Consider the following 14,922-nt stretch of genomic DNA (forward strand, 5'->3'; position numbering starts at 1 on the left):
GTCCCAAAAGTCCCTGTGTTGATTACGAATTCTCTGAAAGAATAGCGGATTTTTTACTTTACTTACTTGTCGTTAAAATTATTTTCACGGAGGTATTGATTTCTGCATAACTTACGTTAAAATAAAATTAACATGAAAAATATTTTAACGTTGAGGAGTGAAAAGGGATGAGTGATAACACAGCAGTTGGCAAGCAAGGTATGGGTGAGTTAATACGAATCAGACCGTACATGCAATTTATGCTTAGTAAAGTTGTATCCAGATTTGGTGATTCGATTGACTCGATTGCCTACAGTTGGATGGTGTACATTCTAACCGGTTCGAAAGTGCTGATGGGTACGTTACTGGCGGTGAATTTTTTGCCCAATATCCTTCTGGGTCTGTTCGCCGGGGCTTTGGTTGATCGCATGTCTCCCAAAAAAGTGATTGTGATTACGAATACGGGTCGCGGGTTGTTGGTGGGTATTACAGCTTTACTGTTTGGATTGGGCCAACTTGAAGTCTGGCATCTGTTTGTCATGACGATTCTGAATTCTTTGCTGGAATGCTTCACTAGTCCTGCGGAAGTGTCCAGTGTCCCCCGATTGCTTCCCCCATCGATGCTGCTTTCGGGTAATGCGATGTCCTCTTCCGCAACCAGAGTGGCCGAACTCGCAGGACTTGCAGTGGCGGGTGCCCTTATTGCTACAATAGGCATTGCCTGGACGATCCTGATTGATGCGGGGTTGTTTGCGCTAAGTGCTTTAATGATGAGCCGAGTAGGCTACCCTGAAGTCTCAACATCTGCTAACAATGAAGATAAAACATTAGCTGAAATGAATTCTCTTTCATCCGACAAAAGTAGTATATTCTCCGAAATGGCGGAAGCTTTTCATTTTCTTCGTAAACATGCCTTACTGTTAATTGTCTCCATCCTGTTTGCTTTCGTTAATTTCTGCCTGATGCCGTTTAATGTTCTTCGTACACCCTATGTCATTGAAACGCTGCATGCTGGCGCTGGGGGATTAAGTCTGCTTAGTGGGCTGATGGTGGGAGGTATGTTGCTCAGTGGTGTATGGTTGACACAAAGGGGAGCGAATTATCGTAAAAGTGTGCTGGTCATCAGCGGTATTGTCATGTTGGGTCTCAGTTATGCGATGACGGCACTACCCGCTTATATGACTTCCTTCCAACTGCCGGTTGCAGCGGCCTTTTGTCTACTGATGGGTATGGGGATTCCGCTGGCTACAACACCGCTGGCCACCTATCTTATGGAAGTGACCCCTTCGGAGATGCTGGGTAGAGTTTATGCCCTTCAGAGTATGCTCGTCTTGAGTGTTGCACCACTTGGCAGTCTGGTTTCGGGAGCACTTGCAGATTGGATGACCATGCCTGTTCTTTTTATCGTTTTCGGTATTATGCTTGCCATGTCAGCAGGTATGCTGTTATTTAGCAAAAGTTTTCGAAGTGCCCTGTGAAGATATTCAGAAGTGATCATTAGCCAATTTTCTGTATCAAGTCATTTCTCGCTCGTTTTGACCGAAGTCCTGACGCAACGTTATAATAGAGATATCGATGGACAACAGGTACCCCGGAAATGAGGATACAGGGATGGCGCACAAGGTTCTTTCAACAATTGAAGAAATTAAAATCTACTCCGATCCGTATCGGATACAGATTATGAATATGTTTAACAAGCAGGGCAGACCATCCACTGTCAAAGAGATCGCCGACCAGATGGGTGAGGTACCAGCCAAAGTTCACTATCATGTAAAAAAGCTGGAGAAAATCGGTCTGCTGACGATCGTTTCCACACGTGAGATTAATGGGATTATCGCAAAATACTACGAACCATTCACCGGAGAGATCCATCTCCGTCACGAAGATGAAGACAAGGAAAACTCTCCATTGAAACAGGTGTTTCGGTCCGAGACGCTCAAATTATTAAATGAGATGTTCGAACAGAGTCGTCAGCGATTCATGCATCAGGCGGAAAACGAAGATCGGATGTTTCTCTCGGACATCACGCTCTATGCAACACGTGAGGAAGTAGAGCAGTTGTATAAAAACATCATAAAACTCTGTGAACCCTATACAACAAAAGAGAATCGGCAAGGGGAACATGAGGTTTTTCAGTTATTCTCTGCTCTCTCTAAACCTATAGTGAAAATACCTGCTTCTAAGACAAATGCAAAAGAGAAAAAGAAAGCTACTTCTGATAAGGACAAAGCAACTACGAAAAAGTCTCGATCTGTGTCTAAGCGGCAGGAATCTTCATCATCTGGTAGTGAGTCGGAAGAATAAACGAACGGAATATATGGGTTCAGCCTTATCGCTGGAAGCAAGTAACGGCAAACGTGAGAGACTGCTATGGAGAAAACTAGAAAAAGCCGCCCAATGGCGGCTTTTTAATGCGTGATGAGGAAGGTTAGTGATGGAGCAGCCTATTGAATCCAATTCAATTTTGACGCATCCCGTTTCAATTCATAACAAAGTTACATGTTCTCATCGTAGCCCTTCACATCACGTTTGGCTGCGGTTGCGGGGGAGTTGGATGTACCATATTCTTCGACCGCTTCCCAGGCATCTGCGTTATCGAACTTGCCGGCCCGCTGCTGTCTTCCTTCTCCAGCACCACTCGGAGGCAGGGTCATCACTTCTTCTTCAACGGGGCGATCGTTGCTGATCTCCCGATTAGGTGTGTCGTCAATACAGTAAGCGGTATAAGGGATGGCCTCCAGTCGTTCGAAGGGAATATCTTCGCCGCACGTTACACAGGTTCCATATGTACCTTGCTCCATACGTTCCAATGCATCGTTCACTTGATTGAATTCGTCTGTTAATGTATCGTCAATCGCCAGATCACGGCTACGTTCAAATGTTTCCGTACCGGCATCTGCCGGATGATTATCGTAGGAGGACAGCTCACCGGTTGAATCTTTCAGCGACTCGACTGGAGCACCGTCTTCCATGCTGGATTCAAAATGACGCTGTAAGTTTTCACGTTGCTCCAAAAGGGCGTTTTTCAGTATTTGATGTTGATCTTTAGTTAATGTACTCATAAGGACATGCTCCTTTCCCGTTGTGGGGTGTAGTGTGTCTTTACCCGAATTGGATGAAAAGCAATCATTTTCGTGAGGAATAGGGCTGTATCGTTTTATATCTGACGGATTATGTGTTATAAAAAATAGAGAGAGAAAATGCCGTATGTTATTCACAGGAAATGAAACACGGCTTGGCTTATAATGGAGGTTGTCAATATGGATGAACATATGAAACGAAGATTGGATAAACAGAGACAATTGTTCAAACAATTGGGTGTGCAGCTAGATGCGTTATCGATACATGAAAAACAATTTAATTATAAACTTCGTGGTTATGATCCGGATGAGGTAGATGCTTATCTTGATCTGGTCATCAAAGATTACGAACGTTTCTATGCCAATATTGCAGATCTGATGGACAAATGGCAAGAACAGCAGTTAACGATCCGTGATCTCAAGTCGTCCGCGAAACCGGTGGAAGATCCAACCAAGATTGATCGCAAACAACTGGATGATATTGTGAAACAACTGGAATACAGTGTGCGACAGCTCAAGATCAGAGCACGTCCCGAAAAGGATCTGTTCTCTGAATAAGCTCAGCATGTCCTGGATTATATAAAATAAAGGTGGTTAATCATGAGTACTCATTTTTCGGTCAGTGTGCATTGTTTGTTGTTATTGTCACTCAGCGCGCCTGAACGAATCACGTCTGCACACATTGCAGGTAGCGTGAATACCAACCCTGTCGTCGTCAGACGTATTCTGGGCGGGCTGAAAAAGGTGGGATTGGTGAACTCCTCTCCTGGAACAAGAGGTTTTTACTTAGCGAAGCCATCAAGTGAAATCACATTAGCCATGATCTATCAGGCTGCCAAGGACGAAGGTCCATTGTTCCCGATTCACGGCAATTGTAACCCGGATTGTGAAGTGGGCTTGCATATAGACAGCTTGCTGACCAATCTGTATCAGGTTGCCGAGGCGAAGGTGGAGCAGTTCTTTGCATCCATTACACTCGAAGATATGGAACGTTCCTGTACTCAGATGCAAGCTGTTCCATCACAGACAGAATAGATTGCAATAAGACGAAGGAAAGGTGGGTTGTTATATGAAAATTGTAGTCATCTCTGACACGCATTGTTCACGTAAATCACGGAAGTTACCGACTAGGCTCCTGGATGTATTGCCGAGTGCAGATCTCATTCTTCATGCCGGTGACTGGTCGGATTGGAGTGTATACCCATTGCTTAGTGAGTATGCACCAGTTGAAGGTGTAGCGGGTAATACGGACCCGTCCGAAATCGCTGAAAAACTGGGATATTCCCGTATTGTTGAAGTGGAAGGGCTTCGTCTGGGGCTAGTGCACGGTCATCTGGGATCAAAGGGTACGGAACAGAATGCAATTCATACCTTTGCAGGCCAGCATGTGGATGCTGTGATCTACGGACACTCACACATCCCAGTGATGCATACCGTGGACAACACACTGGTATTTAATCCGGGGTCGCCTACGGATCGGCGTTTTCAGAAGCAATACTCATTTGGCATCATGACAATAGAACAGGGGAAAATACAGGCTGAACACGTTTTCTTTGATCGGGATTAGAGAGATATGCGCTGGTTGCAAGTTGGACGAGTGCAAGAACCAGAACCAGCTACTGAAGTGGCGACTTGATAACGGACAGGGAACCTTTTCCTTAAATTTCATCTTATATATATGATTATTGTACAAGGCATCTTTGAGCAGATTTTAAATCTGTTCCAGGGATGTCTTTTTTGATTTCTGATCACATCATTCTCTTGAGAAGTTATCTCTGAATGGGGAATGTGCTCTGTTCGTTATCTGTCATTCATCTGTTGGCGTTTTCCCCTATGGTGACGTTCAGTGGAGTGATACAATGCCTTTACGACATAAAATGAATACGTTTACATAAGGAGATGGATCATGATGAAACTGTCTGTATTCACCGTGGCTACCCCTGATCTGAATGCAGAAGAATTGGCATCGGCTGCGGCAGCAGCGGGGATTGATGGAATTGAGTGGAGATTCCGTGGAATTCCTGAAGATGCAATGTCTGAAGAGCCGTCTTACTGGAGAAATAATCGATGCTCCGTAGATCCGAGCCGCTGGGAAGAACAGGTTCCTGTTTTTCGTGAAGCAGCGTTAGGGCAAGGTAGAAAATCCATCGCACTTGTACCTTATCTGAACTGTGGAGATCTTTCTGCCACCGAACAGGCGTTTCAGGCTGCGGCTGGGTTAGGAGCTTCAATGATGCGTGTAGGTGTTCCTGGATATGATCGCAAGACCAGTTATCCTGAGTTGTATCGTAAAGCCGTTGATTACCTGAGCGAAGTACAGGATTTGGCCAAACAGTACAACATCAAGGCGATTGTAGAGACGCATCACCAAACGATTGCACCGACGGCATCGCTGGCCTATCGGCTTGTGCAATCGCTCGACCCGCAGCATGTGGGTGTATTGTACGATCCAGGCAACATGGTGCATGAAGGATATGAGAATCATCGAATGGGACTTGAGTTGCTGGGCCCTTATCTGGCTCATGTACATGTAAAAAATGCCGGGTGGTTTGAAGCAGAAGGGAAAGATTCGCAAAAGGCTAATGTGACTGAGAAGAGCAACGGAGTGGCTCTGAATACAGCCTGGAAATGTCACTGGACGCCGCTGACTGAAGGCATGGTCGATTGGGTACAGATGGTGCGGGATCTTCGTGCCGTTGGGTATGACGGATACTACGGAATTGAGGACTTTAGTGGTGCCTTGGAATCCAAGGCGATGTTACAGCATTTTGCAGACGTTTTCGCCGAAATTGAGCGTCGTGTGGACGAGGAGGAGCAGTCATGAGTATCGTACGAGTAGCGGTGATTGGTATAGGAAACATGGGAGCAGCACATGCCAGAACGTTGGTGGCTGGAGAAGTACCCGGTGCAGAGCTGGTCGCCGTATGTGATGTAAGAAGAGAGATGGAGAGCTGGGTATCCAGTCACCTTCCGGCAACGGTCACCTATTGGCAGGATGCAGAGCAGATGATGGCTTCGGGTACGATTGATGCAGTCATTATTGCAACGCCGCATTATGATCATCCGGAACAGGCCATTCAGGCTTTCCAGCATGGCTTGCATGTCATGATCGAGAAGCCGGCCGGTGTATATACAAAACAGGTACGCAAGATGAATGAAGCGGCCGCAGCCAGTGGCAAAGTCTTTTCCATGATGTACAACCAGCGGACCAATCCACTCTACATTAAGCTGAGAGACTTGATTGCTTCGGGCGAACTGGGTGAAGTACGGCGTACCAACTGGATTATTACGAACTGGTATCGATCCCAAAGTTACTATGATTCCGGCGGCTGGCGGGCAACATGGGCAGGTGAAGGGGGCGGTGTACTGATTAACCAGGACCCGCATCAACTGGATCTGTGGCAGTGGACCATCGGCATGATGCCGGTGCGAATGCGTGCTTTCTGTTCGTTTGGCAAGTATCGGAACATTGAAGTGGAAGATGATGTAACAGCTTATGTGGAGTATGAAAATGGAGCAACGGGTGTCTTCGTAACGACTACTGGAGAAGCACCGGGTACCAATCGATTCGAGGTCAACGGAGACCGGGGTAAAATCGTGATCGAAGATGGAAAACTTACGTTCTGGCGACTTCGGGAATCTGAGCCTGAATTCAATCAGCGGTTTACCGGAGGTTTTGGACAGCCAGAATGCTGGAAATGCGAGATTCCGATTACAGGTGTGGAAACGGGTCACCCGGGTCTGATTCGTAACTGGGTTGATGCGATTCGTACAGGCGTACCACTTATTGCTCCCGGTGAGGATGGTATACACGGATTGACGTTATCGAACGCTATGTTGCTGTCCACCTGGACGGATAACTGGGTGGATCTGCCGATCGATGAGGATCTGTTCTATGAGCATCTGCAGGAACGCATTGCTGGATCAACGACGAAGAAAGACAAGGCATTCAGTGGCAGTCAACCTGCTGATTTGAGTCAGACGTTTAAATGAAGACGATTTGTTATGTAAGACGAGTTCATTGTAATCAACATTTTATAAAAAGGATGGGATGACATGGCTAAAGACGGGATGTTTTATGCACCAAAAAGTGTTACAAAAGAGGTCGTATGTGGTCCGGGTGAGTTCACGATTGCTGCTGTTGCGCTGGATCATGGACACATCTACGGCATGGTTGGGGCATTGTTGGAGGCTGGTGCTACCCTCAAGTGGGTATATGATCCGGACCCGGCGAAGGTAGAGGCATTTCGGAAGCAGTTCCCACAGGCTCAAGTCGCTGGATCTGAAGCGGAAGTGCTTGCAGATGATGAGGTGTTATTGGTGGCAAGTGCAGCGATCCCTTCAGATCGTGCGCCGCTTGGTATGAGAGTTCTGGCCGCAGGCAAGGATTATTTTACAGACAAAGCCCCATTTACCACGCTGGAGCAATTAAAGCTTGCACGAGAAGAAGTGAAGCGAACGGGCAAAAAGTACATGGTGTATTACAGTGAACGACTGCATGTAGAAAGTGCGATCTATGCGGGGCAGCTTATCGAACAAGGGGCAATCGGCAAAGTAGTGCAAGTTATGGGTACAGGCCCGCATCGCTTAAATGCCGGAGGAAGACCCGACTGGTTCTTCAAGCATGAGCAGTATGGCGGTATTCTCTGTGATATCGGGAGTCACCAGATCGAACAATTTCTGACGTTTGCATCATGTACAGACGCTGAGGTAGGGTTCAGTCGTGTGCATAACTTCAATCACCCACAGTTCCCGGAATTGGAAGACTTCGGCGAAGCTTCTCTAATTGGTGATAATGGAGCCTCCGGTTACTTCCGAGTGGACTGGTTCACACCGGATGGTCTGGGCACATGGGGCGATGGGCGTACAGTTATTCTGGGAACGGACGGTTATATCGAGCTGCGGAAGTATATCGACATCGCAAGGGAACCTCAGGGGGATCAGGTGTACCTGGTCAATCATGAAGGGGAGTACCGCTACAATGTAAAAGGCAAGGTTGGTTATCCTTTCTTTGGTCAACTCATTCGCGATTGTCTGGACCGGACCGAGACCGCTATGACACAGGAACATGCATTCAAAGCGGCAGAACTCTGTCTGATTGCACAACATAAAGCGATGAGCGAACGCGTGGTGTGGAGTAGCGGAGCGAAGTAAATGTTTTAGGTGAAGGAGAGCAAAGGTTGATCACTAAAGGTTATCCGTAAATCTTCTTTTGTTGAGTGAAGAAAGAGCAGCCCAAATGTTAAACTGCATCCAACAGGTTAGTTATGTCTAACGAATGGAGTAGTTCACACTGGGGCTGCTTTTTTGAGTATGTTCGTGACTTCGCAGATGGATTAATATGGGTTATATTATATATGTAGTTCGGATATTGTTTGAAAAGAGAGGTGTTTACGAAGTTCGTAGATATAATGTTATAGGAAATCCATGCGAAGTTAATTCAGGAGGGACTAAAGAAGATGAACAAGAAACTATTAGAGCAGTTTGAACATTTCAATAAATTTGTAAAATCAATTGATGATGTGACTTGGCAAAAGTCGATTGCTCCTGGAAAGTGGACGGTGAAGGAAGTCGTGACCCATCTATGGAATTGGGATACATATACTTTAAATACAATGCTCCCACACATAAAAGACCAAGTGAAACTCCCAGGATTCGTCGATCATGATACCCATAACTTAAAAGCAATAGAGAAGGCTAAAGAATTTACAGACAGAGAAAGTATGATTAAAACCTTTATTGAAACTCGAACCCATTTAGTCAACCAATTCCGTGAGGTAGATCATTCAGAAATTCACTTTTTTATAGGCAATGATAAACGACCTTATACCTATGAAAGATATCTAAAAATATTCGTACACCATGATGAACATCATAAGAAACAAATCGAAAACCTATTAGCGTGATTCAGAGAAGACATGGACATCCTATAACATCATATTCACGCTGCGGACATTCGTCCTGGGTCCGGCATACGCCGGACACTCGACATGCGTCGAGTCGTGAATACAGGAACGTTATATGCAACCTGAAAGGCAGCCATATCTGAGAAGGTCAAATTTCAAAGGATCCAATTCTTGATCCGAAACTTTTTTTAGAGGCAACCAAAAGGATTTAAAGCATCAAAGCATATCCAAAGAAAGGCAGAAAAATTGCGGGAAAGATTCGGAACAATAAACGGGACAACGAATTGCTTTAGAATACGAAGAGAGTTGAGAAGGATTACAAAAGCTAAAAAAGTATTACTTAAAGATAGCAAGAAAGCATAAAATTAAATAAGAAAATGTTTGGTTAAGACCATTAGAAATTAGAATATACCAAAAATGACATACGGTTTTTATCTAGTCTTTGCTAAATAACTGGAGTATATTGGGTTATGAAGATAAAAGGGTCACATGAAACTTAAAATAATACATAAGAAATGGTTGGTGTTTTAATGAACATTGAAGAATTGGATGAGTTAAAAAAGAAAACAGTCGTAGATTTACAAAATCAAGAGATGAAAATCAATGAATTTATTAATAGATTTGATACAATAGAAATGCTATCTAGGTTAAGTTATTTTTCTTATATTACAATAGATAGTGAGAAGGGATATAAATATATTCAACCTGCTAATTTAGAACACTTAGCGGGTATTATACTAAATAGAACATTTGTAGTTAAAGAAGAAATACCAAATCCGTTAGAAATAGACGACTTAATAAAAACTATTGATCACTTCATGTCATATTGGAAGATTTCTAATTACTTACGAAAAATAGATTTTGACTTAAGTGAAAAAGAATTGAGTAAAGCAATAGTAGCAGCGAATATGACGAGCAACTATGGAATTGTTAGAGGATATTCATGGTTTACTCCTATGCAACAGCAAATAATAGATCTATTGAATAACTATGACGAGTATTTAGAAAATACTATTGGTTTTACAATAGGAGATTGTTTTGAGTTTTTTGAACATCTAACACAGCTATATTCAGAAAAACTTGAGAAATTAGCAGAAAAATCTATTACAAGAGCAAATGAAATGATACCTTTTATTCTTGAAGATTATAAAAAAGGGGAAATAAGGGATAAAAATATTAAGAAGATAGTGAAAAATTATTCCAAAAATCATAAAAAAGCGATTCATGAACTTGTTCCTTATATATTATTTTCTGAGAGTCTAAAAGATGAACTTTTGTTCTCGAGTTTTGATATAAAAGTTGATGATGAGAAACTAAAGAAATTAAATAAATTCCTTGAGTTTTTCTCTACTAATATCGCTGAAGAAGTTCAAGAATATCGTTTCCCAAGCGATGATAATATTTTTAGAGCTAAACCTATTCTCAAATATGAAGACTCTTATCTTCTGATGTTTCCTAATAGTTTAAGGTGGACTTTACAGGAACAAATGGAAAAAGTTATTCAAGAAAATGAAGAAATGTGGAATGAATATGGACAGATCAAAGGTGATTATTTAGAAAAAGAGACTATTAATGTTATGAGAAAAATTTTACCTGAAGCAGATATACATTCTGAGTTATACTACAAACATAATGGTGAAAGATACGAGCTTGATGGTCTAGTGTTGTATGACAGTAATCTATTTATAATAGAATCAAAAAGTAGAGGTTTTCACTCCCCGGCAAAAAAGGGTGGGCTTGGTCGTTTGAAAAAAAACATTCAAGAGAATATTGAATATGCATTGATACAAGCCAAAAGAGCAAAAGACTTTATTGAAAGCAAGGAAGAAGTCTGTTTCTATAATCGTAGTGGTAAGAAAGTTCTTAAACTTCAATCAGAAACTTATAAAAATAAGTTTATAATGAATACTACCTTGGATTATTTTGCGGATATAACTACTTCTTTAACAAGTTTGAAAGAGGTGGGATTATATAAAGCAGAGGAATACCCATGGTCTATATCTTTGGCTGATTTTAAAGTTATTTCTGATTTTATTGAGTTTCCCACCCAGTTCATACATTATGCTTTTTTACGTACTAGAATGAATGATAATATCGCCTTGAAATCTACGTATGAACTTGATATTTTTGGGTTGTATCTTTTTCAAGACCAGGAGGAGCGACAAGATTACCATGTTGAGGAAATTGATATTGGTAAAGTGATGAAGAATATTATTTTAGGTACTCAAGAAAATGTTTATTCTGAAGTTCTTGATTATTCTCCAATATATAACAGACATTACTATGATAAAAATGTAGGACTATCTTCAGAACCATATAGAAGAAAGTTTAACAATAAATTCAAAATAATTTTGATGGAATTAAATCAACTAAATCAATATGGTCATACTACTATTGGACTAAAATTGATAGATCTTTATATGAATGAACAGGATACCATCATTGAAATGTATGATAGAGTAGTCAAAATGACACAAAACGATGGTAATTTGCATGACATTTCAAAGCCTGTTAATTATGATAAGTTAACTGGTTCTATTTATGGAGTAACTATAATGTCAGGCTATACCAGAGATAGAGTTATTATTTTAGAAAAACTAAAAGCACATTGTGTATTTAAAATGCATCAATCACAAGCCAAGGAATGGATAGGATTATGTACGTTTCTTGATGATAGAAGAAAAATAGTGAACAATTTTGTTTACGTTGATGAAGATATGCTTTCTAGTAGTAAAAAAAATCCGGATTTTATTTCTTTATTAAACATGATTGATCAGGAGACTAAAAAAGTAGGAAGAACTTTATATAAAGCAGGTAGAAATGATCCATGCCCTTGTGGGAGTGGAGTGAAATACAAAAAATGTCATGGATCTGGTATCTAAGTGTTTTAATTATATATTTGTAATGATTTATAAAAATAAGATTGCTTATTTTGGATATATAAAGATTAATAGTGATACATGAATTAAAAGGTAAAAAATTAATATATAGTAATGATAGAAATATAAGAAAGCGCCGAATCATCTATCGGCGTTTTTTGTTTAGGGTTTAAAAATCAAAGAAAATTTAAAGCTAAAAAGACGATTAAATCAGGAGATCGGGGGTTGAAATAGGAAGCATGAAGTGGCTTCAGATCAAATGAGTAGAAAGAGAGATTGGAAAAAGAGTTTTAAGAGAAAATAGATCTAAAAAAACGGATTAAGAGTTAAAAATCATTTTAAAAAGATAGAAAGAAAGCATAAAATTGAAGAAGGAAATAATGAAATAAGATTAAGACAAATTGGAAGGTCACAGGCAGCATATAACATCATATTCACGCGGCGGGCATACGCCCTTGATCCGGCAGTCGCCGGACACTCGACATACGTCGAGTCGTGAATACGGGAACGTTAGACGAAATAGACTGTGAAAGGACATATATATATGATAACAATCTCATGTACCAAGAAGCTATTTGATGCTAGTTCTTTTGTCGAAGAACCAGACAACGAATTAGAGGACGAACTCTACAAGTGGCATGCCAATGTATTTCGAATGGCTAAAAAGAATAATTTAATTATTATGAATAATAAGACAAGGTATTGCTTTATTTTGTTTGGAATAAGAAAAGAGCACTATAAAAACTTTAAAGAGATATTTCTCCATGTACTGATAGAAAATTTAAAAGCAGAAGGAATCTCTGAACCTTTAATTAACAACTATATCAGTCATGCAAACAGCATTAAGTTCATCAAAACGTATGATAGAAGCGTCATTGGATCAATGATAGACATGGTTAAAATGACTGAATTCATGATTGAAGACTATTTACCCATACAAGAAATGAACATCATCGAATTAAATAAAATGAACAACGCGACTCCCTTAGTAAAGCTAAAAAAATTTCCAAACCAATTTATGAGGGAGGCTCTTAGTATGTGAGCCTACAGTCTACTTCGTCTAACATAATATTCACGCTGCGGACATACGTCCTTGGTCCGGCATTCGCCGGACACCCAGCATATGCTGGGTCGTGAATACAGGAACGTTAGGCGAAACCACCCAGGAGTAATTGTATAATTGTATGCGGATCAAGGAAGGGGATAAATTGAATGATATTGAATTTGGAACTAGCGGATATTTTAGAAAAATCTGAAATTAATTATATGGTTGATCGAATGACTGCAATTAGAGAACGAGGAGGAAACCCTGAGGGGATTGAAATAAAACGATTCGGGGAGAGCACGGCGTTTTATAGCAAAACCATGCCCTGGGGTCTATTTAATAATGTAAAGGGAAGAATTTCTGAAGATGTCATTGAAGATATCTTAGACTTTTATAATGAGCGGGAGAGGAATTTTGAGATTCAAGTCATCCCGGGTAATATAAATCAAGAAGTTATGAAAAAACTCCATAATAAAGGCTTTTATCAATCAGGATTTCATACAACGCTTTTTTGTGAACCAGGAAATCTAAATTCGTTTGATCATCATAAACTGGAAATTCGTGAACTACTCGAAGATGAGTTCGATACATATGCAGAAATTCATTGTTTAGGTACAGGATTATCTCTTGATGGGAAAGAACACGTAGCTGCAAATAACCGAGTACTGTTTTCCCGTCCAGGATGGCACTATTATTTGGGGTTGGATCAGGGCTATCCAGTTGCAGTAGCTGTAATGTATATAGAGAACAATGTTGCTTCATTAACATTTGCGACAACACTACCTGAATATCGAAATAAAGGATTTCAAACAAATTTATTACTTAGACGAATTCATGATACCTACAACAATTGTAATCTCATTGTTAGTCAGTGCTCATTTGGCTCGCAAAGCCATCGGAATATGGAAAGAGTGGGTATGAGAATAGGATATACCCGAGCAACATGGACAAGGAATTAATTGTGAGGAGGAATTTAGGCTGGCATCTCCTAACATAATATTCAAGCAGCGGCCCTTCGGAGCCTTGGTCTGCGAGGTGGATTTCGAAGAGGCTTTTCAGCAGACAACCCCTTCGGGGTTCGTGAATACATGAACGTTATCTGACATAAACCTATTACATTTTAGGAGCAAATAATGAATATCACTTTCTCGAAATGGGTGCAATATTATCGAAGAAATAATCAAAATCTCAAATATATTCATTGGGATGACAACTATAAATTAACAACTAATGAAAGAGAAATAATCATTAAGTCAATTCAACAGTTTCAATTAGGAGAAAACTCTGAAGGTAAATATCTAATTAAACGTGCACAAGAATATGTACATCAGACACAAGATCAGGATTACTATGAAGCGCTTATAGAGTTCATTAAAGAAGAACAAAGGCACGCTAGAGATATAGGCAGATTTATGAAGGTACAGGGAATCCCACACCTTCGTAGACATTGGGTGGACAATGTATTTAGAAGATTACGTCGATATGCGAGTTTAGAACAATCAGTCATTGTTCTATTAACTGCTGAGATCATTGCTAAGTTGTACTATAAAGCTTTGCAAAAATCTACAAAGTCAGAAGTATTAATAGATTTATGTAATCAGATTTTAAGTGATGAGGAGAAACATGTTCAGTTCCAATCTGAAACACTTCATAAATTTGCTCAAAATAGAAGCGTTCTCTTTAACAGAATAGTTTATATCCTTCGTAGAATCCTTTTTGAAGGAACGCTAATTGTAGTGTGGTATCAACATAAACCTGTATTTAAAGCAGGGGGATATAAATTCAAAAGTTATTACTATGAATGCCGCCATGAGTTTAACTTAACGAAGAAGATTATAGCTAATTCACAGTAGAGGTTTACGTCAGATAACATTATATCCAAGCTTTGGGTCCTGACGCTCCCTCGGTCAGCCCGAAGGGAATTGGCAGGGAAGTGGAATCTGGCGGACACATCCGCACCGACTAACCGCATCGCGGCCGTCTTTTGACGGAGCCTTAATTCGGTGGGACGTGGTGAATACAGAACTTTATAG

General features: G+C 40.8%; 14 protein-coding genes. 13 read left to right on the plus strand and 1 reads right to left on the minus strand.

What is annotated here, in order from left to right:
• Positions 1-167 precede the first annotated feature (167 nt).
• Both EL84_RS17980 and EL84_RS17985 read left to right on the plus strand, forming a co-directional pair.
• Positions 168-1,457 (plus strand): MFS transporter, encoded by a 1,290-nt coding sequence (locus EL84_RS17980; RefSeq protein WP_047842545.1) that lies wholly within the window; start codon positions 168-170, stop codon positions 1,455-1,457.
• Positions 1,458-1,590: 133 nt separating this feature from the next.
• Positions 1,591-2,283, plus strand: coding sequence for an ArsR/SmtB family transcription factor (locus EL84_RS17985; protein ID WP_047842546.1), 693 nt, complete (start codon positions 1,591-1,593; stop codon positions 2,281-2,283).
• A gap of 191 nt (positions 2,284-2,474) precedes the next feature.
• On the opposite strand, the gene EL84_RS17990 is transcribed toward EL84_RS17985, so the two are convergent.
• The gene (locus EL84_RS17990; RefSeq protein ID WP_047842547.1) at positions 2,475-3,041 is read right to left on the minus strand and encodes a TraR/DksA C4-type zinc finger protein; all 567 of its coding nucleotides are present in this window, start codon (positions 3,039-3,041) and stop codon (positions 2,475-2,477) included.
• Positions 3,042-3,239: 198 nt separating this feature from the next.
• Between EL84_RS17990 and EL84_RS17995 the strand changes: the two genes are divergently transcribed.
• The 11 genes from EL84_RS17995 to EL84_RS18045 all read left to right on the plus strand — a co-directional run bounded on the left by EL84_RS17995 (position 3,240) and on the right by EL84_RS18045 (position 14,742).
• A complete protein-coding gene (locus tag EL84_RS17995) occupies positions 3,240-3,617 on the plus strand; it encodes a DivIVA domain-containing protein (RefSeq protein ID WP_017689054.1) in 378 nt (125 codons plus the stop codon).
• 42 nt (positions 3,618-3,659) lie between these two features.
• On the plus strand, positions 3,660-4,094 hold the full coding sequence (locus tag EL84_RS18000) for an Rrf2 family transcriptional regulator (RefSeq protein ID WP_036670452.1): 435 nt from the start codon (positions 3,660-3,662) through the stop codon (positions 4,092-4,094).
• 34 nt (positions 4,095-4,128) lie between these two features.
• Complete coding sequence (locus tag EL84_RS18005; RefSeq protein ID WP_047842548.1) at positions 4,129-4,626, plus strand: metallophosphoesterase family protein; 498 nt, start codon at positions 4,129-4,131, stop codon at positions 4,624-4,626.
• 342 nt (positions 4,627-4,968) lie between these two features.
• Entirely contained in the window at positions 4,969-5,883 is a 915-nt protein-coding gene (locus EL84_RS18010) for a sugar phosphate isomerase/epimerase family protein (protein ID WP_047844257.1), read from the plus strand.
• On the plus strand, positions 5,880-7,052 hold the full coding sequence (locus tag EL84_RS18015; RefSeq protein WP_036609172.1) for a Gfo/Idh/MocA family protein: 1,173 nt from the start codon (positions 5,880-5,882) through the stop codon (positions 7,050-7,052). Before EL84_RS18010 ends, EL84_RS18015 begins: the two co-directional genes overlap by 4 nt.
• Before the next feature lie 63 nt (positions 7,053-7,115).
• On the plus strand, positions 7,116-8,213 hold the full coding sequence (locus tag EL84_RS18020; protein WP_047842549.1) for a Gfo/Idh/MocA family protein: 1,098 nt from the start codon (positions 7,116-7,118) through the stop codon (positions 8,211-8,213).
• A 305-nt stretch (positions 8,214-8,518) separates the two neighbouring features.
• Positions 8,519-8,965 (plus strand): DinB family protein, encoded by a 447-nt coding sequence (locus EL84_RS18025; RefSeq protein WP_051447118.1) that lies wholly within the window; start codon positions 8,519-8,521, stop codon positions 8,963-8,965.
• A 530-nt stretch (positions 8,966-9,495) separates the two neighbouring features.
• Complete coding sequence (locus tag EL84_RS32570) at positions 9,496-11,847, plus strand: YecA family protein (protein ID WP_047842550.1); 2,352 nt, start codon at positions 9,496-9,498, stop codon at positions 11,845-11,847.
• Positions 11,848-12,388: 541 nt separating this feature from the next.
• Positions 12,389-12,886 (plus strand): DUF6933 domain-containing protein, encoded by a 498-nt coding sequence (locus EL84_RS18035; RefSeq protein ID WP_047842551.1) that lies wholly within the window; start codon positions 12,389-12,391, stop codon positions 12,884-12,886.
• Between the two features lie 170 nt (positions 12,887-13,056).
• Positions 13,057-13,848 (plus strand): GCN5 family acetyltransferase, encoded by a 792-nt coding sequence (locus EL84_RS18040; protein WP_053061523.1) that lies wholly within the window; start codon positions 13,057-13,059, stop codon positions 13,846-13,848.
• A 174-nt stretch (positions 13,849-14,022) separates the two neighbouring features.
• On the plus strand, positions 14,023-14,742 hold the full coding sequence (locus EL84_RS18045) for a ferritin-like domain-containing protein (protein WP_047842552.1): 720 nt from the start codon (positions 14,023-14,025) through the stop codon (positions 14,740-14,742).
• Positions 14,743-14,922 lie beyond the last annotated feature (180 nt).

The organism is Paenibacillus sp. VT-400 (assembly GCF_001029205.1).
Lineage (GTDB): Bacteria > Bacillota > Bacilli > Paenibacillales > Paenibacillaceae > Paenibacillus > Paenibacillus amylolyticus.